Here is a 22841-nt window from a genome sequence, read left to right on the forward strand (position 1 = left end):
GTCCGATATGGTGCCTTGGCGAAGTTAGCGCTGTTTGCGGCCGGCATCAGTGCTGCCCACGGTCAACAGACGCCCTCACCACCGGCTACAACGAAGGACGGTGGCGAGGTGGCCCCACGCGGGGCACGCCCGCCGGTGCGAGATATCAAGTATGGCGAGTGGCGGAAGCTCTGCTTCAACGCTGCCGGTGCCAAGACATTATGCCGAACGACGGTCACCGGCACCTTCCCAACCGGGCAGACGGCCGTTCGCGTCGATCTGATCGAGCGAGAGGACGGCACCGATCGCTTCCAGCTATTCCTGCCGGTCGGGATGTATCTGCAGGCCGGCGTCAAACTATCGGTAGACCAGAAGCAAGCCTATCGCCTGCCCTATACCTGGTGCGTAACCAACATGTGCATTGCCGCCGATGTCGCCGATCCCAAGCTCCTCGAGGAGATGGACGGCGGAAAGGCGCTCTCGATCGAGGTCGTCGACACCAGCATTCTGACGATGACGACATCGGTCCCGCTCGACCGCTTTGCAAGCGTGCGCAAGGGGGCGCCCGCGCTGACACTCGATCAAGTGATCGATGAATGATTGAGACCGGCGGCCGCTAGACCACGCCGGCCAACAGCCGTTCAATCGGCTGGATCAGCGAATTGGCGGTGAATGGCTTGGTCAGATAGGCCACGCATCCCGATGCCGTTGCCGCCATGCGCGTCGCCGGGCTGTCATTTCCGGTGATGTAGATGATAGGGATTTTTATGCCCTGATCCGCCAGGCGATGCCGCAGTTCGATCCCGGACCCATCGCTGAGATTGATGTCCAATATCAGGCAGACCGCACTGTCAAAGCTGCCATGTTTCAGTAACGCGCTTCCGGTCTCGAACAACCTGGATGCAAATCCACACTGCCGTAGAAGCCGTCCGATTCCACGGAGCATGGAGGGATTATCATCCACGACGAAAACGAGTTTCGCGGTCGGCAAATCCTGAAGCCTCTACCTATCGCTGAATGACCTTCGCCCGCGTATGGATAAGGGCACGTCAAGCGGCTACCGGCGCGCAATATTCTCGCGGCCAAGATCGGAGATACGCCGCGTCACAGAGCTTTCATATTGTACCATGGGACAGGAGGGGCAGAGCTGCCCGGCCGATCAAGCCTTGACCTCGCCACCGGATGCGCGCGTGCCGAGCTGCTCCGCGATCGAAACCAGCTCGGCAAGTGACTGCACCTGCATCTTCTCCATGACCTGGTGACGATGCGCCTTGATCGTGCGTTCGGTCGTGCCAAGCTCGTGCGCAATCTGTTTGTTGATCCGGCCGCACACAATCAGATCGAACACCTGCCGCTCGCGCGGGGTCAACTTCGCCAGCAGCGCGCGCAGCGAATCGAGCCTGGTTCGCCGGCCGCGGGCCAGTTCGTGCCGCGCAAGGGCGCGATTGATCGCCTCGATCAGCTGTTCCGACGCGATCGGCTTGGTCAAAAAATCTTCGGCACCTGCCTTGATCGCCTGGACGGTGGTCGCCGTGTCGGCATGTCCGGTCAGGAATACGATCGGAAGCGTCGACCCCAGCTCGTTGAGGCGACGCTGCAGCTCCGGACCACTCATTCCGGGAATGCGGACGTCCAGCAGGATACAGCCGGCCCCTTCGTCGTCAGGCAATTGGTCGAGCAATTCCCGGGCCGATGCGTAGGTGACCACGCGATAACCTGCGAGCTTGAGCCGGCGCTCCAGCGCTGCGCGAAACGAGGCGTCGTCGTCGACTATGTGCACGTAAGCGTGCATTGCTGCTCCATCGCCGGGTGATCGCCGCTACCTGTAGAATGTTCATCAGCGGCGATCTGAAAATGCTGCGTTCGTCGTAAATCGAACCTTGCACCGCGGCAAACAAGACCCAAACGCGCTACGCCGCCAGCGGCAGCGAAAGGTGGAATACCGCCCCTCCTCCGGACTGATTCTCGGCCCAGAGCTGGCCGCTATGTGCCAGCACGATCGTCCGTGCGATGGACAGGCCGATGCCCATGCCCTGCTCCTTTGTGGTGAAGAACGGATCGAAGATGTCGTTCAGCCTGTCCTGGGGAATTCCCGGACCGGAATCGCTGATGGAAATCACCGCCGATGCGTCCCCATTGACCTCCGTACGACCGATGATGGTGCGCCCGTAGGGCATTTTGGCCATCGCGTCCATGCTATTGACCACGAGGTTGAGAATGACCTGCTGCAACTGCACCGGGTCGCCCTTCACCCGCAGGGTCTGCGGCGAGGTCTGCAGGTAGATTGCGACGTTGCGTGCCGAGGCCTGCAGCTTGAGGAAATCGAACGCTTCCCGCATGGTCTGGTTGAGGTCGATCTCCTTCTTCTCAAATGGCGCACGCTTGAGCAGGCTGCGCATCCTGCGGATCACCTCGCTTGCACGCAGATCATCGCGCTTAATGTCCGAAATGATTTCCCGCACCTCCTGAAGGTCGGGCGTCGGCGACGCGAGGATCAGCTCCGCGCTCTCGGCATTGGTCAGGATCGAGCCCAGCGGCTGGTTGAGTTCATGGGCGATCGAGGACGAGAGTTCTCCGGCAGTCGCCTGCCGATTGATATGGGCGAGCTCGGACAGGCGACTGCGGGCTTCGACCTCGGCACTCCGCCGCATGTGACGCTCGTGCAGCAGGAACGCAATCAGCGCGGTTTGAACCAGCAGCGCCAGCACCAGCGCAACGGCCCGCCAACGATATTTTTCCAGGAAGGACGGCTCACGAAAGCGAATTTCGCTGCCTTTTGGCAGACTGGCTTGGCCGACGTTCCAACGCTGCATCTGCCGCCAGTTGAAGATCGGCTTCACCGCATCGATGACCGACGGTGGCAGGCTTTCCGGTGCCTCGCCATCCAGAATCCGCAGCGCCCTGCCTGCTGCTTCGGCACCGACCCGGGATGGGACGATGACAAATCCGCCGATGCCGCCCGGTTCGAGGAACGTCTCCGCCGCAACCACGATGGGACGATTTGCTTTCGCTGCGACAAATGAGAGGGCATCCGAGGGCGGATAGTAGTTGCCTTTGCCGTCGCTGTAGAGGCCGGTGTAGATGATCGCGCTATGGTCGGGAAGCGCTGCGACCCGCTCAACGATCTCCGGCATCGGACGTCCGATGATCTCGACGATGTCGAGGCCCGGAATGCCGGCCGCTGCCTGGTCTTTCCAATTCCGAAACAGAACCTGCTGCTCCCAGTCTGCGCCAACGAGCACGACGGTCTTGAGCTCCGGAACGACGGCGCGGGCGGCCGTGGCGGCATCCTGGAGCTTCGATGCCACGATGCCGCCGGTCACGGAGGCCGGCGGTCGCAATCGCTTGAAATCGGCCTCTTCGACCAGCGCAAACACGATTGGCGTATCGGGCCAAAGCTGCGGACGCCAGCGGAGCGCCAGTTCAAGCGCAGCCGCTCCAATGGTGACCACGACGCCGATCGGTCGATCGCGATATTTCGCCTCGAGAAACTGCCGGAAATTCTCCTGATAGGCTTGGCCACCGAAACGATTGAGATCGAGGCTCTCCGTGTAGACGGTGGTCGGCGCGTGACCGTGAGCGCTCACCGCATCCCTCAAGCCGACGAACACCTGGTAGTAGAAGGGGCCACGTCGATCGGATTGGTCCAGCACCAGCATGGAATGCGGGCGCATCTGTTGCGCCTGGAGGCCGACCGGCGCCAATAACGCAGCCAGGAAGATGACCAGGCCAGAGAGCCGAATTGCCTTGCCCATAGCGTTCGGAGCCGGAGACCAACGGGTTGGAAAGCTAGCACCCGGTTATCATCGTGAAAATTGAAAAGTGATCTAAGACGGTGCGCATCAATTTACGAACAAATTGCCGCATTTCGCGCACCCTGTCCTTTAGGACAATGACCTCAAGACCAATAGAGACCGGCCGGACTCCGTCGTAGTCATTGCTCGCGGGACAAGCATTTCGAGCCGCCACGGACGCCGCACCCGTCGTCACCCGAGAGAGTTAGTCCATGTTCGCTCGCGTCAATGTCAGACCGGCCAATGTGCCGAGCATCCTCGGTGGGTTGACCGTCCGGCACGCCAACTGCAGCACCAGCGAATTCCACTACAGGAAAGGCACCGAGATCTACGGGGAGAAGGAGCCGGCAGAGTACGTCTACCAGGTCGTTTCGGGGGCGGTCCGCAGCTACAAGCTGCTTTCCGACGGACGCCGCCAGATCGGTGCCTTTCACCTCGTCGGGGATATTTTCGGCCTCGAGAATGCCGAAACCCATCGCTTTACCGCGGAAGCCATCGTCGACACGAACGTGCACCTGATCAGGCGGATCAGCCTCGAACGCGTGGCCGACTCCGATTTCGCCCTGGCTCGCAACCTGCTGGTCATGACGACCAGCAACCTGCGGCATGCCGAGGAGCACATGCTGCTGCTCGGCCGCAAGACCGCATTGGAGCGGGTAGCCGCGTTTCTGCTCGAAATGGATCGCCGGCTGACCGGAGTCGGCGTCGTCGCCTTGCCGATGTGCCGGCGTGATATTGCCGACTATCTCGGACTGACGCTCGAAACCGTGTCACGTGCGCTATCCAAGCTGCACGCCTACGGCGCGCTCAACTTCCTTGGCTCGAACCAGCGCGAGATCATGCTGGTTGACCGCGACCAGCTGTCCAGACTGGACAACTAGCCGACGTCAGGGAGATTTCGTCGGCGCCGCCTGGCGCTCGATGGTCTTTTGCAACACTTCGAACAAGACCGCGGTCGACCACCCGAACATGAGAATGCCGTTCATGGCCGCCATCGGTCCGATCAACAGCCACTGCTTGACCGGGATGACGTCGCCATAGCCGAGCGTGGTGTAGTTCACGAAGGCGAAATACAGCAGATTGCTGCCGGCAGGCGCGGCGCCGAGCACCCAATAGGCCAGGCTCCACACCACGATCTCGAGCGTGTGAGCCAGCATCAGCGCAAGCGCGGTTGCGACCATCACGCCGCTGAGCTGTAGCCCCGCCCGGCCGGCCGCGCTCAAGGCAACGTTGCGAAGCAACCCGATCGCCGCGACGGTCCACAGCGAATGGATCGCGATGTTGATCGCGCTCACCGCCGATCCCACGAGGAGCTGAAACAGCATTATCGCTCTCCCGCCAGCCGGGCGCGGTCGTCCCGGATCCATGCCGTGAGCAATTCCCAGGCGACCGCGAGAATGATTGGACCGATGAACAGGCCCACGATGCCGTGGGCAAGCGTGCCGCCGATCACGCCGACAAAGATGACGAGCGCCGGCGTGGTCAGGCCCCGCCCCATCACCAGCGGCTTCAGCACATTGTCGAGGACGCCGACGACCAGGAAGAAGAACGTAAGGGCGAGTGCGGTCGTGAAATCCTTGGCCGACCATAGCCAGATGATGACCGGAAACAGCACAATTGCCGCCCCGATCTGCACGATCGCGAGCAGCATCACGACAAACGCCAGCAGCCCCGCGCTCGGGATCCCCGCCAGCTTGAAGCCAATGCCGGCCAGCAGCGATTGCAGGACGGCGACGCCGATGACGCCGCGGGAAACCGCCCGGATGGTCGCACCTGCAAGGTCGAGGAAGTGCTCGCTCTGCTCCGGCACGATGCGGGACAGGAAGCTCCGGCACGCCGCCGCAAGCTGCGAGCCATAGGGAAACAGAAACCCTGCCACGACGACCGCCAGCAGAAACTTCAGCATCCCGATCCCGGCATCGCTGGCAAATGCAAACAGGGTCCCGGCCAACGGCTTCAGTTGCGGCACGACCTCGCGCAGCACGGCACGCAGATTGGTCGACGCCCGATCCCAGATCTCATGGAGCGGGCCGCCGATCAGCGGCCAATCCTTGATCTCGGGCGGCGGCGACGGCACGACAACGTGGCCGGCGCCGAGCTGTTCGGCGAGCTCCCTCACCCCCTCTACCGCTCCGATTCCGAGCCAGGTCGCCGGCCCGATGACGACTCCCAGAGAGATCAGGGTCAGCACGAGCGCCGCGATGCCGGTATGGCCGCCGAGCATTGCTGCGAGCCAGGTGAAGACGGGATAGAGCGCGACCGCGAGCACCACGCTCCAGGCTAGGATCGGCACGAACGGGCTGACCAGAACGAACGACCAGTAGATCAACAGTGCCAGCAATCCGAGGCGAATTGCGAGCTGGACGAACTCGTCTCCGGTCACGAGCTGGCGAAGGGTCTTCAAGAGCGTGCTTTCGAATCGAGCATCAGCAGCTACGCGGGAAGCGATGCCATCGCCTTGCTGCGCACGGCTTGATTCAGATCAAGCGTGACGCGTCCGGACTTTCACCGAGGAAGCGGCCCGGTTCGGGGGCAGGAATCGGGGGCCGCTCCGACTTCTCCGGGATGCATTCGCGGTCGGGATCACGAGCGCGATCGCGCCCCATCAGGCGGCGTCCTGCCTATCCGCGGCAATTGTCCCAGGCGCAGGATCAATCGCCCGCACCGCCCTCTTGCCACTTTGATTCAAATCAAGCTTCGGGCCGGCCGCGGCTGACAGGCTCGGCGTCCTTATGGATCGGAAAGCCGCTCTCGATTTGGCTGCCTTTCGATCGCGACTGCCTGTGTCACCCCGATGTGGAGGACGTCATGAAGAACACCAAGACCCTGCCGGCCTTGATCCTGCTTGCGAGCATGGTCGGCATTGGCGCGAGCCACGCGGCCCCGTTGCCGACCAACGTCGCGGCCATGAAGGGCATGGTCGAGAGCAACACCGCCCTTCAGGTGCGCTGGGGCGGCTGGGGCGGCTGGCGCGGCGGCGGCTGGGGCTATCGCGGTTGGCGCGGCTACGGCGGCTGGGGAGGCTATCGTGGATGGGGCTATCGAGGCTGGGGCGCCGCAGCCGCCGGTGCGATCGTTGGCGGAGCCATCGCGAGCTCGGCCTACTATGGCGGGTATCCCTACTATGGCGGTGGATACGGCTATGGCGGCGGCTATGGCTACGACTATTGCCCGCCGGGCGGAGGCTACGGCTATTACGCTCGGCCACGCTACTATGACGGATGGTAGTGCCGGCTTTACGTGACAGGCCGGCCTTCGGTGATGTCACCGAAGGCCGAGCAGCGAGCGCCGATAGCCGCTCTCGCGCGCTTCATTCCTGCACACGAAGCCGCCATCGAAGCCCCTGGCATAGCGGCTTTGCCCTTTGAGGTAGTAGCGTCCACGCCGAAAATCGAGCCAGACCACGCTATCGCCGGGGCAATGCCGCTGAGCCTGGGCTTCATAGCGGAAAGGCGTCAGCGGCAGCGCAGCGGTCTGTTGCGCGCAGCAAAACAGGAAGGTCGCGGCGCAGGCCCCGACGCCCAACCTGGCCGCCAGACGGTCTCGACGTCCGCTCGATTTTTCAGCTAATTCGAAGTGCATTCATTGCCGCCGGGAATGATCCGTGTCGTGCTGAAAACGATAGCTCATATTGTCAGAGCTTCGCGGGCGGAGCACCTCAGAACGACGATTCCAGCATCACGCGCGGCAAACGAGAGGCGCGCTCAGGACGATAGCAATCCAAAGGCGATCGCCGCGGTCGACAGCATCCCGGCCGTCACGACCACGACCTTGAAGGCAATATCGCCGTCGGCCGCTTCAAGCCAGCGACGCAGCCAATTGCGAGCGCCAGCCGGCCGGCTTGCGCCACGCACTCGCCGAAATCTGTCGCTGGTATACCCCATGGCTGCGATTGTAGATCGCGGTGGAATGGAGAGACCAGTGCAGCTTGTGCCAAGCAGTCAGGGTCACGTGCGACGGCTTGACTGACCCAATTGGGCTATACGAGCCGGTTCGGCGCCGAGGCCCGCTCAACCAGCGCACTAGCTTCCCTTCGAGCCGGCGGCGTTCCGCATCGGCCGCTCCTCCTCCGACGCGCTCTTCGAGGGCGCCGCGCCGCACATGGAGCCACTCCTTGATTCCGCGGTCGCCGCGCGAGCGGTGCGATCAAACGGATTCCGCTCCATGACCTTTAGCGAAGCGAGCTCCTCCTTGTTCAAATAGGAGATCTTTCCCGGCGGAGTCATCACCATCCTGCCGATGGCCGACGGAGGAATACGGAGCTTGGCCGACAACCTCGCAAGCTTGATCGTGTCACGAATCGTTCGACTGTCCTCGTTGCCGTGTAAATTGGAAACCGAATGGACGCCGATCCTGGCATTTGGCGCCACATAACGCTTCCTGCTCGCCAGGAAAATGAAAGCGCATGCCGAGTCGCATTCTCCGGAAACGTAACTGGCGATTTGCTTCTGGTGCGCGAGCATGGCGATTCGGAAGCCTTCGTAGAGGGACCCACCTCGGGAATCGAGATCGAGGCCAACGACCCGGCGCTCAGTCGCCAGATATCCGCGAAAGCGGACAAAGTCCCCATCCCTGATATCTCCGCTGAGCTTCAAGACATCTCCAAAGCACCCCTGGACACGGGAGAACTCCATCGCGAGACAGTTCGTCGAGGTCAGCACGACCGCGATGCTCAAAACGCATCCTGCAATCCGCATCGAGCGAATTGCAGGCGCTCGAGAATGAAGCTGACCCGTTGCGACATCGCTTCGGGGTGGCCGCAACCCATGCGTGGCGCACCGGCTGTTTGCGTCGCCGTCGATAAATGTCGCGCGGAGGACCCTCAAAGCGTGCTTCCAGGCTGCCACGGCGCTCCCCATTGGACCCGGGACCTCACACGATAAACAGAGCATCGACGCGCATCGTGGGTTGATCTGAATCAAAGCCAACTCAGCAAGCGCGCAGCGGCAGCGCCATTTCGACGTCTGGAAGCGCACGCTCTGTGCCGAGAGCAAACATCATCTACCGTGACCCTGGGATCAGCCAGTCCAATCCAGCATCGGGGTCACCGACAATCTCTACCTTAAGTCATTCATTTCATTTATTTCTTTTTGCCCCCGATCCTTGAGGGACCGGACCGCCTGAGGAATCCCATTAAGGCTCGACATGCGCGATCAATCCACGCTCCACGCGAACTGCTGGTCGCCAAGGCAACCTAACGCGGGATGCGGCGTCTCGATGGTGCAGCGTCCCGAAAGCCGCCGCTTGCGCCCCATGGCTTGAGCGATGGCCGCCCACACGCGCCGGACAACGCTGTCCGCGACGCGTCATCTTGTGTAAACTCCCACGGCATCCCGATCGATTTGGGAGAACGACAATGAAAGTCTTCTTGCTCGCCTGCGTGGCCGCCGTCGTCGTGTCGGCATTCGGGGCCCTGGCGTTAAACCGCGTGCAAGAACCGGTCGCACAGGCCTTTGCAACGACGGGCGTACGGCTGTAGCAAGTTCGCGTTCAACGGCTGCGCGCCCCCCTACTCCGCCGCGGTGACGGAGGGCTGGGATGATCGAGCATCGCGCGCATTCTCCTCTTCCAGCCAGAGGCTGTGGTGCTCCCTGGCCCAATTGACATCGACGGTGCCGCTTCCCATCGCCTCGAACGCGCCTTCCATGCCGACCGTGCCGATATAGATGTGCGCCAGCATCACTGCCGTGAAGAGCATCGCGACGATGGAGTGGACGATCTGCGCGAGCTGCATCCCTTCGATGCCTGACAGGTAGAACGGGAACATCAGCGCATATCCCGTCGCCGCCACCAGACCTCCGCCGATGACCACGATCCAGTAGATCGCCTTCTGGCCGGCGTTGAAACGATAGGCCGGCGGATGATCGTGCCCGACGATGCCGCCGCCGCGCTTGATCCAGTCGACATCCGCCTTGTTCGGGATATTGCCGGCGATCCACATCAGGAAGATCAGCACGACGCCAATGGTGAACGGGAAGCTGAGATAGTTGTGAACATATTTCGCCCATTGCGACCATTCGGAAAACGCTTCGTGGCCGATCAACGGCAGAAGCAGTGGACGTCCAAAAGTGACGTTCAACCCCGAGATCGCCAGAATGATGAAGCAAGTCGCCGTCATCCAGTGCACGAAGCGCTCGAATGCGGAAAAGCGCACGATGGTCCGGCCGGAACGACCGCTCTGCAGCCGCACCATCCCGCGGCTGAGATAGAAGATGACCAGCGCCGCGAGCATGCCAAGAATGGCGATGCCGCCGATCCAGCGTAGCGTCACGTTCCGGAACTCGCGCCATTCACGGCCGGCCGGCTGTTCGAGAACGCCCGAGCGCTGGTCGGGAATGCTGACGCGTCCCTGCACCCGGTTCAGTTCCTGCAGGAGCTGTTGCTCCTTGACCGCGCTTGCGGTCGGGTTGACCTGCTGGGCTATGGACGGGGAAGCCGCGGAGACAAGCAGCAGGAGTCCAGCCACACCAATGACGAGCCGAACACATCGTGCAAAACACGCCATAAGGTCCTCCCGATATCGACGCGACCCGCGCCAGGTCGTCGTCAGGACTCGATCGTCTCGCGATAGGCGGTCTTCCAGCCCCATGCGCCTGAGCCGTAGCCGCGCTTCAGCACGCGCTCTTTATAGATCTGGGCAATGATCTCGCCGTCGCCGGCGAGCAGCGACTTGGTCGAGCACATCTCCGCACACAGCGGCAGCTTGCCTTCGGCAAGCCGGTTCGCGCCGTATTTCTCGTACTCTTCCTTGCTGCCATCGGCCTCGGGGCCGCCGGCACAATAGGTGCATTTGTCCATTTTTCCGCGCGAGCCGAAATTGCCGACCTTCGGATATTGCGGCGCGCCGAACGGACAGGCGTAGAAGCAGTAGCCGCAGCCGATGCAGAGATCCTTGGAGTGCAGAACCACGCCGTCGGCGGTGGTATAGAAACAATTCACCGGGCACACCGCCGCACAGGGCGCATCGGTGCAGTGCATGCAGGCCATCGAGACCGATCGTTCGCCCGGCTTGCCGTCGGCGATAGTGACGACCCGGCGGCGGTTGATGCCCCAGGGCACCTCGTGCTCGTTCTTGCAGGCCGTGACGCAGGCGTTGCACTCGATGCAACGGTCGGCGTCGCAGAGAAATTTCATACGTGCCATCGTCGTTGCTCCTTATGCCGCCGCGATCTGGCAGAGAGTGACCTTGGGCTCCTGCATGCCCGTCGCGGGATCGTATCCGTAGGTGGTGATCGTGTTCGCGCTTTCGCCGAGCACGATCGGATCGGTGCCCTTCGGGTAGTTGCCGCGAAGATCCTTGCCTGCAAGCCAGCCGCCGAAATGGAAGGGCATCCAGGCGACGCCCTTGCCGACCCGCTCGGTGACGAGCGCCTTCATCCTTGCCCTGGAATTGTTCTCGGCGCCGGTGACCCAGACCCAGCCGCCGTCCTTGACACCGCGATCGGCGGCATCGGCGGGATTGATCTCGATGAACATGTCCTGCTGCAACTCGGCGAGCCACGGGTTCGTGCGCGTCTCCTCGCCGCCGCCCTCATATTCGACCAGACGGCCGGACGACAGGATGAGCGGAAACTGCTTTGCAATGCCCTTCTCCACCGCGGCCTTCTGCACGGAGAATCCGATATTGGGCATCCGGAACTGCTTGGCGTCGGGCAGCGTCGGGTATTTGGCGACGAGATCGACGCGTGGCGTATAGATCGGCTCGCGGTGAACCGGGATCGGATCCGGCAAGCCGAAGGCATTCATGCGCGCCTTGCCGTTGCCGTAGGGTACGCAGCCGTGCGCCAGCGCGACGCGCTGAATGCCGCCCGACAGATCGAGCGACCACGACACCGTGTCCGGATTGGCCGGATTGATCTTGTTGATCACGGCCATTTCCGCCTCGGTGAGCTCGGTGTCCCAGCCGAGCTTCTTCAGGCTCGCCAGCGTGAATTCCGGATAGCCATCCTGGATTCCCGACCCCAACGAATACGAGCCGTCCGCGAGCAGGCTCACCTTCCGCGTCGTGCCGTCCGGCAGCTTCTCCTCGCGCTCAACGCCGAACCGCGGCCGGAACGTGCCGCCGCCGTCCATCACGTGCAGATTGGTATTGTAGAGCAGCGGCGTGCCGGGGTGCTTGACCTCGGGTGATCCCCAGCACGGCCAAGGCAGGCCGTAATAGTCGCCGCCAACCTCGGGATCGTCCTTCGGCGCCCGCATCGTCAGCATGTCGAACTTCGCCTGGTTCTTCATGTGCGCCTTGAGGCGCTCGGGCGATTGTCCGCAATAGCCGGTCGACCAGCTACCGCGGTTCATCTCGCGCAGCACGTCCTCGGCCTCGGGCAGGTTGTTCTCTACCTTGATCTTCTTGAACATCTGATCGGCGAAGCCGAGCTTCTTCGCCATCAGATAGATGATTTCGAGATCGTCCTTCGACTCGAAGATCGGCTTCACGATCTGCTCGCCCCATTGCAGCGAGCGGTTGGAAGCGACGCGCGAGCCCTTGCATTCGAACTGGGTGGCGACCGGGAGAATGTAGACGCCCTCCGTGCGTCCCGCCTCGACCGCGAGCGAGGCCCAGGTCGTCGGATGCGGATCGGCGATGACGAGCAGTTCCAGCGCCTTCAGGCCGTTGAGGGATTCAGGGATACGGGTGATGCTGTTGGAGGCGTGCCCCTGCACGAACACCGCCTTCACATTGTCTTTCTGCGCAACCTGCTCCTTCGGCAACGTCACCGCTTCGAACCAGCGGGTCAGCGGAATGCCGGGGGTTTCCATGATCTGCTTGGAATCGAACCGCGACTTCAGGAAGTCATAGTCGACCTCCCAGACCCGCGACCAGTGCTTCCAGGCGCCTTCGGCGAGACCGTAGTAGAACGGCAGCGTGACGATATCGAGCCCGACATCGGTCGCGCCCTGCACGTTGTCGTGGCCTCGGAAGATGTTGGCGCCGGCGCCGGCCTTGCCGACATTGCCGGTCATCAGCAGCGCGATGCAGCTCGCCCGCACATTGGCGGTGCCGACCGTCTTCTGCGTCTGGCCCATGGCCCAGATCAGCGTTGCCGGCTTCTCGGTGGCGAACATCTTGGCGACGCGCTTGAGCTGCTCGCCGGGAATCCCGGTGACGCGCTCGACTTCCTCCGGAGGCCATTTCTCGACCTCCTTCTTGAGGTCGTCGAAACCGAAGACGCGCTGCCGGATGAACTCCTTGTCCTCCCAGCCGTTCTGCAGGATGTGCCACATCATGCCGTAGAGCACCGGAATGTCGGTACCCGGCCGCATCCGCACATATTCGGTCGCGTGCGCGGCGGTGCGCGTCAGGCGCGGGTCGATGACGATGAAGTTGGCCTTTTGCAGCTCCTTGCCCTCGAGCAGATGCTGCAGCGAGACGGGATGCGCCTCGGCCGGATTGCCGCCCAGGATGACTTGCGTCTTCGCATTGCGGATGTCGTTGTAGCTGTTGGTCATCGCGCCGTAGCCCCAGGTGTTGGCGACGCCGGTGACGGTGGTTGAATGGCAGATGCGGGCCTGGTGATCGGTATTGTTGGTGCCCCAGAACGCGCCGAGCTTGCGGAACAGGTAGGCGCCTTCGTTGGTCATCTTGGCCGAGCCGAGCCAATAGACGGAATCGGGACCCGACTTCTCACGTACCGCCTGAATCTTGTCGCCGATCTCATTGATCGCGGTGTCCCAGGAGACGCGGGTCCACTGCCCGCCCACCAGCTTCATCGGATAGCGCAGCCGCCGCTCGCTGTGCACGAGCTCACGCACGGAAGCGCCCTTGGCGCAATGCGAGCCGCGATTGATCGGCGAATCCCAGCTCGGCTCCTGGCCGATCCATACCCCGTTCAAGACCTCGGCCGTCACCGTGCACCCAACCGAACAATGCGTGCAGATGCTCTTGCGGACGGTCGCCCCCGCCGTGAGCGGACCGGCCGCCGCGGCTTCCGCCTTGCGCACGCTGCCGAGCGGCAAGGTGCCGAATGCGGCAAGCGCGCCGCCGGCAAGACCGGATTTGCGCAGGAAGCTGCGGCGGTCGAGGCCACCAGCCTGATCTGCAAGGGAGCTGGCGGCGGAGCCTTGGCGCAGGGAACGCTGGTTTGTTCGCTTGATCAGCACGGTCAACCTCCCTTGGCCGGATAACGATTGACGCGGTAGAAGGCCTTGACGTGATCGGTTTCCTTGTAGCGCGCCTTGCGCTTCTCATCGTTGGTTTCGCTGTCGGCTTGCGCCGCCCCGACCAGCGGCGTTGCGAGGGTCGCGCCGGCGCCCACCGTGCCGACGCCGACCTTGCGCAGGAAATCGCGGCGCCCGACTGTGGTAGTCCTGTCTTCACTCATCGCATCTCTCCTGGACCTGCGGATGCAGGTCAGTTCGCGAACGTGAATGCTTCTGTCTCGATCTCGATAAAGGCGCGACCGAGCGCACCGACCGCACGATAGAAGACGGCGCTCTCCGCGCGCTCGATGTCGACGAACAGCCGCCCCATCCAGGGCGCGATGTGTTTGCCGAAGAAGGCGCGCTGCGCGTCGAAGGACGCCGGGAAACGCCCTCCCGCGAAGCCCGCCATGATCTCGCACAGGATAGCCGCGTGATCTTCCGGCTCGGAATTGTTCGCGATGCGCTCGATGCCGCACGCAGCGAGATCGGCGCGCAGACGCGACAGCGGCCGCTCGTTGAGAAAGCCGGTCAGATAGTAGGAGGCATAGGGCAAGAGTTCGCCGCGGCCGAGACCTGTGAACAGATCGAAATATTCGCGTTCGACCTTCGCCGCGACCGCATTGGCGGCGGATTCGGCCAGCGCGGCATGCGCGCGCCCAAGCGGCGTCGCATCGACGGTCAATGCAGCCAGTTGTTCGAGCAGTTTCTTCGATGGTGCAGCGGACAACAGCGTCGCGAGCAGCAGATATTCCTGCGCACGCGCGACATCGACAGAATCGATCGGCGCTTCGGAGAGGAGCGGCTCGCTGTACAGATCAGGCCGCAAATGATCGCGCGAGATGCCGGTGGCGGCTTCGACAGCGATCACCCGTTGCGCGGGCACCTTGTTCCAGTTCGAAACAGAGGGCTGGCTGATGCCGATTTTGCGCGCAAGCTCTGCAACGCCGCCGGCGGCGTCAATGGCTCGCTCAAGGCCAGCATCGCGCACGTGGACCTCCATCCAAGTCCCGGGTGCTGATTTTGCTTTTCTTACAAAGCGCTAGCGGAGCCTAGTCCCGGCCCAACGGGGGGTCAATCGGCGCCATAGTCTGAGGCTATGGCCTTTCGTCGCGGTCCCTAGTGGGGCAGCGCACTGCCGTGCGTGCGGCGCTCAACCGACGGCCGTTCGCTTTCGGTGCTGTCGGCGAGCGTTCGTTGCGTTGCAGCAGGATCAGGTGCGGATCCCGTGGTCGCGGCTTCTTCGGCCGCGATGCCCGGCAACTCGACCTCGCGCAATTCCTGCGAAGAATCCACGACTTCAACCGAACGCTCAGGCGGCGCCTCAGCCGGCTTGCCGAGGCCGCCGACGATCTTGTCGATGAGCGCGGTGAGCTCAGCCTCGGAGCAATCCAGCGGGCCAAAGCCCGGCATCGCGGTCGGGTCGTTGAAGTCCCAGGCATTCTCGGCAAGCCCGACAAAGTCGCGGATGACGGGATCGGCGCTCCAGGCGCGACGAAGCGCCGCACGCGTCAGCTCCTGCGGGATTCCCTTGCGCAGGAACGCCGTGATGTCGGTCGCCGACGTGATCGAGTCAATCGAAGGCAGGCTCGCAAGGTCGAACTCCGCGTCGTCGTCTTTGACGGCTGGTGGCGGCAACTGCATGTCGTCGCGCATGGCCGGGTCCGGTTGCGTGGCGTTCGCCTTTGCCTCCTGCTTGCGACGGGACCAGCGCGTCAGGAACTTGTCCTCACTCATTCGTGTCCGCCTTCATGCTGCCGGCGCGCGAGCGCCTCCGGATCGGCCTGCCGTCGCTTGCGCTTGAAGAACTCACGTTCGACGTGGTGCTCGGCAACGAAGCTTTCAATCTGCTCACGCAGCATCTCCGGCATGGGGACGGCCTCGACCAGATTCGCACCGGCCTCCGTGAACGCCTCGCCCTCCGAAGGATCGGCGGTCGCGGCAGCCACCGTGTAGGGCCAGGCGCCTTCCGCCGGCGACAATACGGTCCAGATGGCCGGACTGCCCGAGGCGAGATTGTCGCGATAGCGCGCCGTCTCGGAACCATAGAGATCGACCATGGCGCTGCCGGCATAAAACAGCGTCGTCCCATTCTCTTCGCGAAGCACCGTCCAGGGCTTTGTGTCCGGCTCGTCGGGCAGCACGGCAACCGCGCGCCAGACAAAGTCGGTCCACGGCGAATCCGCCTGGTGCCGCTCGACCACAACGCCGACGGGGACGCGCACAAGCGGCAGCGCGGCCGGACTCATGTCGCCAACTCCAGATGTTTGACCGGCAGCCCCGTCAGCAAATTCTGCGGCTTCATCCGGAGCTTCTGGTCGGCGTTCATCGACAGGATGAGATAGACCGGCTCGCCCCGCATCTCGTCCGCGGCCACGCTGGTGTCCGCAAACGTCAGGCGGAACAATGAGAGCACGCGTCCGGCGCTGCGGTCGTCGAGCTGCTCGCCATGCCAGAGACGGTCGCCGAGCCTGGTCGCATCGGCGTCGAGCCCGACATACCAGGTGAGACGTGCATCACGCAGCTCGCGCAGCGGCTCAATGCTGACGTCGATCCCGAGCAGATGGGAGGTCCAGCGCACCATCGCCTGCGCCAGCGCCGCCGGCCCGCGGCCGCCTGCGGTGAGGTCGAATGCCATGTCGAACTGATCGCTCCGGCGCCAGTAATCGCCGGCATTGTCCTCGCGCAAGACGTCGAGCTCAGCATCGGTCACCGCCCCCAGCATCGACATCAGCGAGAGCACAGGGGTCGGAGTCTGTCCACCGACGACCTCTTCATCGCCGAGCAGCAGGGCCTGCTCCTGCGGCAGGATGCGCTGCGGGCGGAAGAACAGTTCGGCTGCGCGCAGCACGAACGGATCATCGCAGCCGTCGAACGCATTGCGCAGGATCACGTGGACGAGCTGATTGACGAACAGCGGCGGCAAATCGTTCGTCCCGGACCGGACGGTTGCAAGATAGGCCTGCTCCAGCGTCGGATGCCGCACGAGGAGATCGCGGAAGGCAAGCACGAGCCGCCAGTTCTCCCGGGCATCCGCATCGACAATCGCTTCGATTTCTTCCGCGCCGACCGGCCTGCGGGGAGCCGCGAGCAGCGCGCGGTGCAGCCGCCGCTCGACCGGGCATGCTTCGTCTGGCGGAACCAGCTCCGGACGAACAAAATAGGCCTTCAGGAACTCGTCGGTGACGCAAAGCCCCCCGCTCTCGTCGCGATCGAGCAGATGGTGGCCGCACGCGATCCAGAAATCATTCATCGGTGCCGCGGCTCCCCGCTCATATCGGCAAGCCTGAGATCACCGTCAGGCTCGACATCGTCTTCGACTTCCATGAACGAGAACGCCTTGCCGTGTCCCTGACCCTGACGCAGTTGCAGCCTGCGGAACGACTCCCGGACTTCGCCGTCGCTCACCGAACGGTGAACGGCAATGAGCGAGCTGACCGGATGGTTGCAGAGCGACTGCGCGAAGGCGACCTCCTCTTCCGCCGCCGTCCGCGCGGTCGCCAGATCCGGCGCTCCGAAACGATCGACGAGCTGCCTGGCAAGGCGGTCGATCAGCGCGCTGCAATCGTTCTCGGTCGCAGGCACGATCTGCACCAGCGTCGACCAGCCCCAGGACTGCACCCCGAGGAAGCCACTGCGGAACGCGACGCGGGCCTTGCCGGTCAGCTTCGTCGGATCCTGATCGCAGAAGCGGAAGGCGCCGGAGACGGCCCATTCGCCCGGCTCGGCCGCCACATCGAATACGAAGGTGTCGGAGGGATCGAGCGCGATGCTGCGGAGCAGTTTCACAGCCGCGGCCCTCCGAGCTTCGGATCGAACCAGGACGGCGTTCCGAGCGCCTTGACGAGTACGCTGCGTTCGATCCTGTCGGCACCGATGCGGCGCGTGAGGAGATCGCCGCCGTCATCGATCCGCAGCACGGCTCGCCGCTCGCGGGGAATCCGGCTGAGATAATCGCGCGCGAGGCTGCCAAAGCCGTCGGTCTGCCAGCTATCGATCGCCCGCATCAGGTGCCGCGCAAAACTCTCGGTCACCTGCACGGCTCCTGCTTCGCCAAACCCCTCCTCATCCAGCGCGGACGCGAGCGGATGGACGCCCGGTCCCTGATCGGCCATTGCGACCGTCCGGATCATGGCGCCGAACACCAGCCAGGCAGGCGGCTCGTCCTCGCGCGCTGACGTCGGCCATCCCATCCGTCCGCCGCCGACCAGCCCACCGTCGATCGCGACGGTGTCGGGCCAGCCGATCGCGACCGTCTTGTGCGGCGGCGCGTAGGCGCGCAGGGCGTCGGTGAGCGCGACCATGCCGGCATAGAAGGCGCGCCGCGCGGTGGCCAAGGGCTCGCCCGGCTCGAGCACCACGGCGAATTCGGCAAGATCGAACCGCCCGACGCACACCAGCGTGCCGGCACCGCTTTTAGGTGCAATGCGGCAAGCGTGAGCAAAGGCGTCTCCGCTCTCACGCAACCGGACGAGCGTGAATGGCGGCGGCAGATGGATCGCTTCCGTCACGGAGACGCGGCTGGTCGGGGTCGACCGCAAGGGCCGTCCTCCACTTTCCTTTTCCTTCCGATAGTGAATATCTATACGAGGTGAAGGAATGGCGCGAGTCCGCAAGACGGCGCCGCACCCGCGGAGGGATCGACCTGGAGCAGCCAGCGAAGACCGTCCTGATCTGCTCGTGTGAAGACACGATGCGCCTTGACGTGCCCGCGATCCAGCGTGGATGTCCCAACTGCGAGATCAGGAGCCATCGTCATCTCTGCGGCGCCGAGCTCGAACATTTCCGCAACGCCGCGAAAGCCGACGGCCCGCTGACCGTCGCCTGCACGCAGCAGGCCGGCCAGTTCACCAATGAGATGGGCGAACGCGCCGGCCCGATCAGCTTCGTCAACATCCGCGAGACGGCGGGCTGGTCGCGCGACGGTGCGAAGGCGGGCCCGAAGATGGCGGCGCTGCTTGCAGCGGCGGCGGTTCCCGCGCCGGACTATCCGCTGGTCACATTGTCGAGCGATGGCATCATCCTGATCTATGGGCGCGACGAGACCGCGATCGAGGCTGGCCGGCTGCTGGCGGACCATCTCGACGTCACGGTCATGCTCAGGAAGCCGGCAGACGTCGTGCCGCCTGCCGCGGCCGTGTTCCCGATCGTGCAGGGCACGATCCGCAATGCGCGGGGGCACTTTGGCGGCTTCGAGCTCACGATCGACGACTACGCGCAGCCACGCCCGTCCTCACGCGCCCGCTTCGAGTTCGAAGCCCCGCGCAACGGCGCGATCTCGCGCTGCGATCTCGTGCTCGACCTCTCCGGCGAGCCGCCTCTGTTCCCCGCACACGATCTGCGGGACGGCTATCTCCGCGCGGATCCGAGAGATCCCGCGGCCATGCTGCGCGCGGTGCTTGCGGCCCGAGATCTCGTCGGAAGCTTCGACAAGCCGAGATATGTCGACTTCACACCCAGTCTCTGCGCGCATTCCCGCTCGAATCTAATCGGATGCCATCGCTGCCTCGATTTGTGCCCGACCGGCGCGATCACGCCGGACGGCGACCATGTCGCAATCAACGCGGAGGTGTGCGCAGGCTGCGGGCAATGTGCGGCCGCCTGCCCCACCGGAGCGGCATCCTACGCGCTGCCACCCGCCGATACCCAGTTGCAGATCCTACGCGCCATGTTGCGCGCCTATCGCGCGGCCGGCGGCACGCATCCAGTCCTGCTGCTGCATGACAGCCAGCACGGCACGCCGCTGATCGATGCGCTCGCCCGCCATGGCGACGGATTGCCGGCCAACGTGCTTCCCCTCGCCGTCAACGAGCTGACGCAGGTCGGCCTGGAAGCCATCATCGGCGCCTTCGCCTATGGCGCGGCTGCCGTGCGGCTCCTGCTGCGCGCCAAGCCACGACACGACGTGACCGGATCGTTGCTGACGATCCGGATGGCCGAGACCATTCTCGCCGGACTCGGATTTGACGGCCGCCGCGTGAGCACGATCGAAACCGACGATCCCGACACTCTGGCCGAGCAACTGACGGGGATTGGCCCCCTCGCCGGCCTCGACAATCCCGCGACTTTCCTGACGGTCGGCAAGCGCGGCGATCTGCTTCGCTTCGGCCTGAGCGAACTGCATCGCCTCGCCCCCAAGCCGGTTGACGTGATCGCCTTGCCCGAGGGTGCCCCCATCGGGGCGATCACCGTCGATATCGGCGGTTGCACGCTGTGCCTGTCCTGCGTTTCGGCCTGCCCAACCGGCGCGCTCCGCGCCGATCCCGACCGCCCGGTCCTCAAATTCGTGGAAGACGCCTGCGTCCAGTGCGGTTTGTGTCAGAGCACCTGTCCTGAAAAAGTCATCAGGCTCACCCCGCAGATCGACTTCCGGGCGAGACGCGCGCCGGCGCGGGTGATCAAGGAAGAAGAACCGGCCCTGTGTGTTCGCTGTGGCACGCCATTCGGCGTCAAGAGCACAATCGATCGGATCGCGACCAAACTCGAGGGACGGCATTGGATGTACCCTGCCGGGGACCGCCGGACCGAGGCCTTGCGGATGTGCGCCGATTGCCGGGTCATCGTCATGAGCGAACAGCAGTTCGATCCGATCCAGAACATGCCGGAACGCGCGCCGCCACGGACGACGGATGACTACCTGCGTCAACGCGAGAACAAGGACTAGCCGCATGCCTCGATTCATGAAGGTTCTGTCGACGTGCCTTGTCACCACCGCCCTTGGCGGCACAGCCGTCGAGGCCGCCGCCCTTACCAAAGCCGAAAAGGTTGCACTCAAGCAGGCGGTGGTCGCCTGCAAGGCCGAGGCGAAGGGCAAGAAGATCAAGTGGCTGTCCCGCCGCAAATACGTCAACCAGTGCGTCGTGGCGGCGCTCAAGGAACATCCCAGCATTAATATCGCCCACATGCTCAAGGAGAATCCGGAGCTGACGAAAATTCCAGTGGAACAATGGCCGGGGTATTAAAGTCTCATATCCTCGCTTGAGGACGCCGCGAGGCGGCTAGCGCCAACTCGGACTATTTCGACGTCGCACGCGCCAGGAAGTCCGTGAGCGCGCGGCGATCTTCGGCCGAGCCGATCTGCTGCTCCGGCATCTTCGTGCCGGGCGTATAGGCGTTCGGCCCGATCTCGAACAATTTTGAGACGGTCTCCGGCGTCCAGACGATGTCCATCGTCTTGAGTGCGTCGGAGAAGCGATAGCCCGGCAGCGAGGCGATCTTCCGACCGAACAGTCCGGCAAGCGTCGGACCGGCACGCTGCACCTCCGTCTCCGACAATGTGTGGCAGGCGACGCAGGCCCTGAAGACTTCGGCGCCGTGATCGCCGGCAAAGCCGGCGAGCGGGTCCCCCGGCGTGCCCACCACGTTCGATCCAGCCGCCGCGCCGGTCAGTGCATTCCAGCGCCTGATCTTGCCGTCGGCGCCGCCGGTCAGGAGCGTGACGCCATCGGGCAGGAATGCCACCGACCAAACCGGCCCGCCCAGCCCGGCGGGCGAGCGCAGCACGCTGCGCGCCTTGCGATCGACGATCGCCACCGTGCCGTCAATTGCCGCCGCGGCGATCAAGGCGCCGTCATGCGAGACTGCCAAGGCGACGATCGGCGTGGCGCCGGCCGTGACCTCGCCGCTTGCCTTGCCGCCGGCCGTCATCATGCGCAGCTTGCCGTCTGCTGCGCCGGTGACGATTTCGCCATCAGGCGAGATCGCTACGGCATTCAGCGGCGACGGCACCGTGACGATCTCGGCGCTGCCGTCCGGCAGGCGCCAGATCCGCACCGTCAGATCGTAGCCCACGCTCACCAGCGATTGTCCGTCGGGGGCAAAGGCCACGCCATTCACGTTTTGCGAGTGACCTTGCAGCACGCGCGAGCCCCCGTCGGACAACGACGAGAGCCGCACGGTGTGGTCCCACGAGGCGGATGCGAGCTTCGATGCATCCGGCGAGACGGCGAGCCCGACAATGGGTCCCGCATGGTCCGCGAAGACCCGGTCCGGCTGCGACCGGCCCGACGTCCAGATCGCAATCCGGCCATCCGCACCGGCCGTTGCCATTCTTCCATCGCCGAGGAACGCGACCGCATTCACCGCACCCGAATGGAAGCGAAGCACCTGCTCCGCGGACTCGGTTGCCAGCGACCATCGGATCGCCGCAGTGTCAAAGCTGCCCGACAGAACCGTCCTGCCGTCGCCTGAAACGGCGATCGCGCGGACAGCTCCGCCGTGTCCGGCCAATTGCGCTTCCGCGGGTTGCAGCGCAAGAAGCAACGATGCCGTCACAAGGAACAGGGCGAGACGCAAAATCAAATCCATGGCCGTCGGAGACACTCGCAGCGAAGCCCCGGGCCATTCTGCCCGTTTTTGCTGCCCGGCCAAAGTGCTCCCCTGGCGTCCATCGGCCCCGCCGGCGATCATTCTGGAAATCTGGCGTGTCCATGGGCGACGGGCTTGGCCCCTGGCAACAACGTGCCCATTTCACCAGTAATCAACAAGGGAGCTCGTATTCGGTTCGGGGTGCGACAAGCGGCGCCTTGAAGAGCGGCCCACGCGGTCGCAGTCTTGGTAAAGGCGCCTCACAATCGAGGTCGAACATGCAAATACATCCGAAAGCATATCTGCAGTTCATCTCGCGCATTTGGCATTCTCGCGTGTTGCCGCCGCGGGATCGCAATCCCACCAGCCGGGACGCGTCGCCACTGCTGATCTACATCGCTGCGGTGTTGGCGCTGCTACTGGCAATTCTGATAGTCGATCGCCACGGTGCGCCGTTTCAATTCCCAGAACATGTCGGCGATCCCGCTGAGATCAACCCGATCTTCATGAGTTTTTGAAAACACAGCGCGCGACGGGGGCTGCGCAAGCGAACAAGCCGTCCGACGCGTCGCGCTGTTCAACGCCAGACGATTTCCAGCCCGCTCATCCCGAACCGAATGCGTT

Annotated in this window: 25 protein-coding genes; 7 read left to right on the forward strand and 18 right to left on the reverse strand. The window is 63.8% G+C overall.

Annotated features, from left to right (window positions below; genetic code table 11):
* Window positions 1–15: 15 nt before the first annotated feature.
* Window positions 16–579 carry an invasion associated locus B family protein gene (locus tag QA635_RS26165; protein WP_425249052.1) on the forward strand — a complete coding sequence of 188 codons (564 nt, stop codon included), beginning with the start codon at window positions 16–18 and terminating at the stop codon, window positions 577–579.
* 16 nt (window positions 580–595) lie between these two features.
* Here QA635_RS26165 and QA635_RS26170 read toward each other — a convergent pair whose 3' ends face one another.
* The 3 genes from QA635_RS26170 to QA635_RS26180 form a co-directional block, all read right to left on the reverse strand.
* Window positions 596–925, reverse strand: a complete 330-nt coding sequence (locus QA635_RS26170) for a response regulator (RefSeq protein ID WP_341850444.1) — start codon at window positions 923–925, stop codon at window positions 596–598.
* 213 nt (window positions 926–1138) lie between these two features.
* Window positions 1139–1771 carry a response regulator transcription factor gene (locus tag QA635_RS26175; RefSeq protein ID WP_168856818.1) on the reverse strand — a complete coding sequence of 211 codons (633 nt, stop codon included), beginning with the start codon at window positions 1769–1771 and terminating at the stop codon, window positions 1139–1141.
* Between the two features lie 118 nt (window positions 1772–1889).
* A complete protein-coding gene (locus QA635_RS26180; protein ID WP_283062223.1) occupies window positions 1890–3356 on the reverse strand; it encodes a sensor histidine kinase in 1467 nt (488 codons plus the stop codon).
* A 629-nt stretch (window positions 3357–3985) separates the two neighbouring features.
* On the opposite strand from QA635_RS26180, the gene QA635_RS26185 reads away from it, so the two are divergent.
* The gene (locus QA635_RS26185) at window positions 3986–4654 is read left to right on the forward strand and encodes a helix-turn-helix domain-containing protein (protein ID WP_283062225.1); all 669 of its coding nucleotides are present in this window, start codon (window positions 3986–3988) and stop codon (window positions 4652–4654) included.
* Between the two features lie 6 nt (window positions 4655–4660).
* Here the strand turns inward: QA635_RS26185 and QA635_RS26190 are convergent, their stop codons facing one another.
* Window positions 4661–5098 (reverse strand): potassium channel family protein, encoded by a 438-nt coding sequence (locus QA635_RS26190; RefSeq protein ID WP_283062227.1) that lies wholly within the window; start codon window positions 5096–5098, stop codon window positions 4661–4663.
* Window positions 5098–6177 carry an AI-2E family transporter gene (locus QA635_RS26195; RefSeq protein WP_225159414.1) on the reverse strand — a complete coding sequence of 360 codons (1080 nt, stop codon included), beginning with the start codon at window positions 6175–6177 and terminating at the stop codon, window positions 5098–5100. The genes QA635_RS26190 and QA635_RS26195 overlap by 1 nt, the downstream gene beginning before the upstream one ends.
* 404 nt (window positions 6178–6581) lie before the next feature.
* Here QA635_RS26195 and QA635_RS26200 point away from each other — a divergent pair, with 404 nt between their 5' ends.
* Window positions 6582–7001 carry a hypothetical protein gene (locus tag QA635_RS26200; protein ID WP_283062231.1) on the forward strand — a complete coding sequence of 140 codons (420 nt, stop codon included), beginning with the start codon at window positions 6582–6584 and terminating at the stop codon, window positions 6999–7001.
* A 36-nt stretch (window positions 7002–7037) separates the two neighbouring features.
* Here the strand turns inward: QA635_RS26200 and QA635_RS26205 are convergent, their stop codons facing one another.
* Together QA635_RS26205 and QA635_RS26210 are read right to left on the reverse strand one after the other, a co-directional pair.
* Window positions 7038–7355, reverse strand: coding sequence for a hypothetical protein (locus QA635_RS26205; RefSeq protein ID WP_028334134.1), 318 nt, complete (start codon window positions 7353–7355; stop codon window positions 7038–7040).
* A gap of 440 nt (window positions 7356–7795) precedes the next feature.
* The gene (locus QA635_RS26210; protein WP_283062233.1) at window positions 7796–8449 is read right to left on the reverse strand and encodes an ATP-dependent Clp protease proteolytic subunit; all 654 of its coding nucleotides are present in this window, start codon (window positions 8447–8449) and stop codon (window positions 7796–7798) included.
* A 680-nt stretch (window positions 8450–9129) separates the two neighbouring features.
* Between QA635_RS26210 and QA635_RS26215 the strand changes: the two genes are divergently transcribed.
* Window positions 9130–9252 carry a hypothetical protein gene (locus tag QA635_RS26215; protein ID WP_256520575.1) on the forward strand — a complete coding sequence of 41 codons (123 nt, stop codon included), beginning with the start codon at window positions 9130–9132 and terminating at the stop codon, window positions 9250–9252.
* Window positions 9253–9282: 30 nt separating this feature from the next.
* Here the strand turns inward: QA635_RS26215 and QA635_RS26220 are convergent, their stop codons facing one another.
* The 10 genes from QA635_RS26220 to QA635_RS26265 all read right to left on the reverse strand — a co-directional run bounded on the left by QA635_RS26220 (window position 9283) and on the right by QA635_RS26265 (window position 18451).
* Window positions 9283–10278, reverse strand: coding sequence for a formate dehydrogenase subunit gamma (locus tag QA635_RS26220; protein WP_283062235.1), 996 nt, complete (start codon window positions 10276–10278; stop codon window positions 9283–9285).
* A gap of 41 nt (window positions 10279–10319) precedes the next feature.
* Window positions 10320–10916, reverse strand: a complete 597-nt coding sequence (fdh3B, locus tag QA635_RS26225; protein ID WP_011088224.1) for a formate dehydrogenase FDH3 subunit beta — start codon at window positions 10914–10916, stop codon at window positions 10320–10322.
* 12 nt (window positions 10917–10928) lie between these two features.
* Window positions 10929–13871, reverse strand: a complete 2943-nt coding sequence (locus QA635_RS26230; RefSeq protein WP_283062236.1) for a formate dehydrogenase subunit alpha — start codon at window positions 13869–13871, stop codon at window positions 10929–10931.
* A 2-nt stretch (window positions 13872–13873) separates the two neighbouring features.
* Window positions 13874–14092 carry a twin-arginine translocation signal domain-containing protein gene (locus QA635_RS26235; protein WP_028345027.1) on the reverse strand — a complete coding sequence of 73 codons (219 nt, stop codon included), beginning with the start codon at window positions 14090–14092 and terminating at the stop codon, window positions 13874–13876.
* 29 nt (window positions 14093–14121) lie between these two features.
* Window positions 14122–14901, reverse strand: a complete 780-nt coding sequence (locus QA635_RS26240; RefSeq protein ID WP_283062238.1) for a Cro/CI family transcriptional regulator — start codon at window positions 14899–14901, stop codon at window positions 14122–14124.
* Window positions 14902–15029: 128 nt separating this feature from the next.
* Window positions 15030–15647, reverse strand: a complete 618-nt coding sequence (locus QA635_RS26245; protein WP_283062239.1) for a DUF3306 domain-containing protein — start codon at window positions 15645–15647, stop codon at window positions 15030–15032.
* Window positions 15644–16159, reverse strand: coding sequence for a DUF3305 domain-containing protein (locus QA635_RS26250; protein WP_283062241.1), 516 nt, complete (start codon window positions 16157–16159; stop codon window positions 15644–15646). Before QA635_RS26250 ends, QA635_RS26245 begins: the two co-directional genes overlap by 4 nt.
* Window positions 16156–17163 (reverse strand): DUF6352 family protein, encoded by a 1008-nt coding sequence (locus tag QA635_RS26255; protein ID WP_283062243.1) that lies wholly within the window; start codon window positions 17161–17163, stop codon window positions 16156–16158. The genes QA635_RS26250 and QA635_RS26255 overlap by 4 nt, the downstream gene beginning before the upstream one ends.
* Window positions 17160–17699 (reverse strand): DUF6505 family protein, encoded by a 540-nt coding sequence (locus QA635_RS26260; protein WP_283062245.1) that lies wholly within the window; start codon window positions 17697–17699, stop codon window positions 17160–17162. Before QA635_RS26260 ends, QA635_RS26255 begins: the two co-directional genes overlap by 4 nt.
* Window positions 17696–18451 carry a biotin/lipoate--protein ligase family protein gene (locus tag QA635_RS26265; RefSeq protein WP_283062247.1) on the reverse strand — a complete coding sequence of 252 codons (756 nt, stop codon included), beginning with the start codon at window positions 18449–18451 and terminating at the stop codon, window positions 17696–17698. The genes QA635_RS26260 and QA635_RS26265 overlap by 4 nt, the downstream gene beginning before the upstream one ends.
* Before the next feature lie 152 nt (window positions 18452–18603).
* Here QA635_RS26265 and QA635_RS26270 point away from each other — a divergent pair, with 152 nt between their 5' ends.
* Together QA635_RS26270 and QA635_RS26275 are read left to right on the forward strand one after the other, a co-directional pair.
* Window positions 18604–20574, forward strand: a complete 1971-nt coding sequence (locus tag QA635_RS26270) for a 4Fe-4S binding protein (RefSeq protein ID WP_283062249.1) — start codon at window positions 18604–18606, stop codon at window positions 20572–20574.
* Window positions 20575–20578: 4 nt separating this feature from the next.
* Window positions 20579–20872, forward strand: coding sequence for a hypothetical protein (locus QA635_RS26275; protein WP_283062251.1), 294 nt, complete (start codon window positions 20579–20581; stop codon window positions 20870–20872).
* Between the two features lie 52 nt (window positions 20873–20924).
* On the opposite strand, the gene QA635_RS26280 is transcribed toward QA635_RS26275, so the two are convergent.
* Window positions 20925–22217, reverse strand: a complete 1293-nt coding sequence (locus QA635_RS26280) for a c-type cytochrome (protein ID WP_283062253.1) — start codon at window positions 22215–22217, stop codon at window positions 20925–20927.
* Between the two features lie 278 nt (window positions 22218–22495).
* Between QA635_RS26280 and QA635_RS26285 the strand changes: the two genes are divergently transcribed.
* Complete coding sequence (locus tag QA635_RS26285; RefSeq protein ID WP_057017128.1) at window positions 22496–22735, forward strand: hypothetical protein; 240 nt, start codon at window positions 22496–22498, stop codon at window positions 22733–22735.
* Window positions 22736–22841 lie beyond the last annotated feature (106 nt).

The sequence above is a fragment of the Bradyrhizobium brasilense genome (assembly GCF_029714345.1).
In the GTDB taxonomy this organism is placed as follows: Bacteria; Pseudomonadota; Alphaproteobacteria; order Rhizobiales; family Xanthobacteraceae; genus Bradyrhizobium; species Bradyrhizobium australafricanum.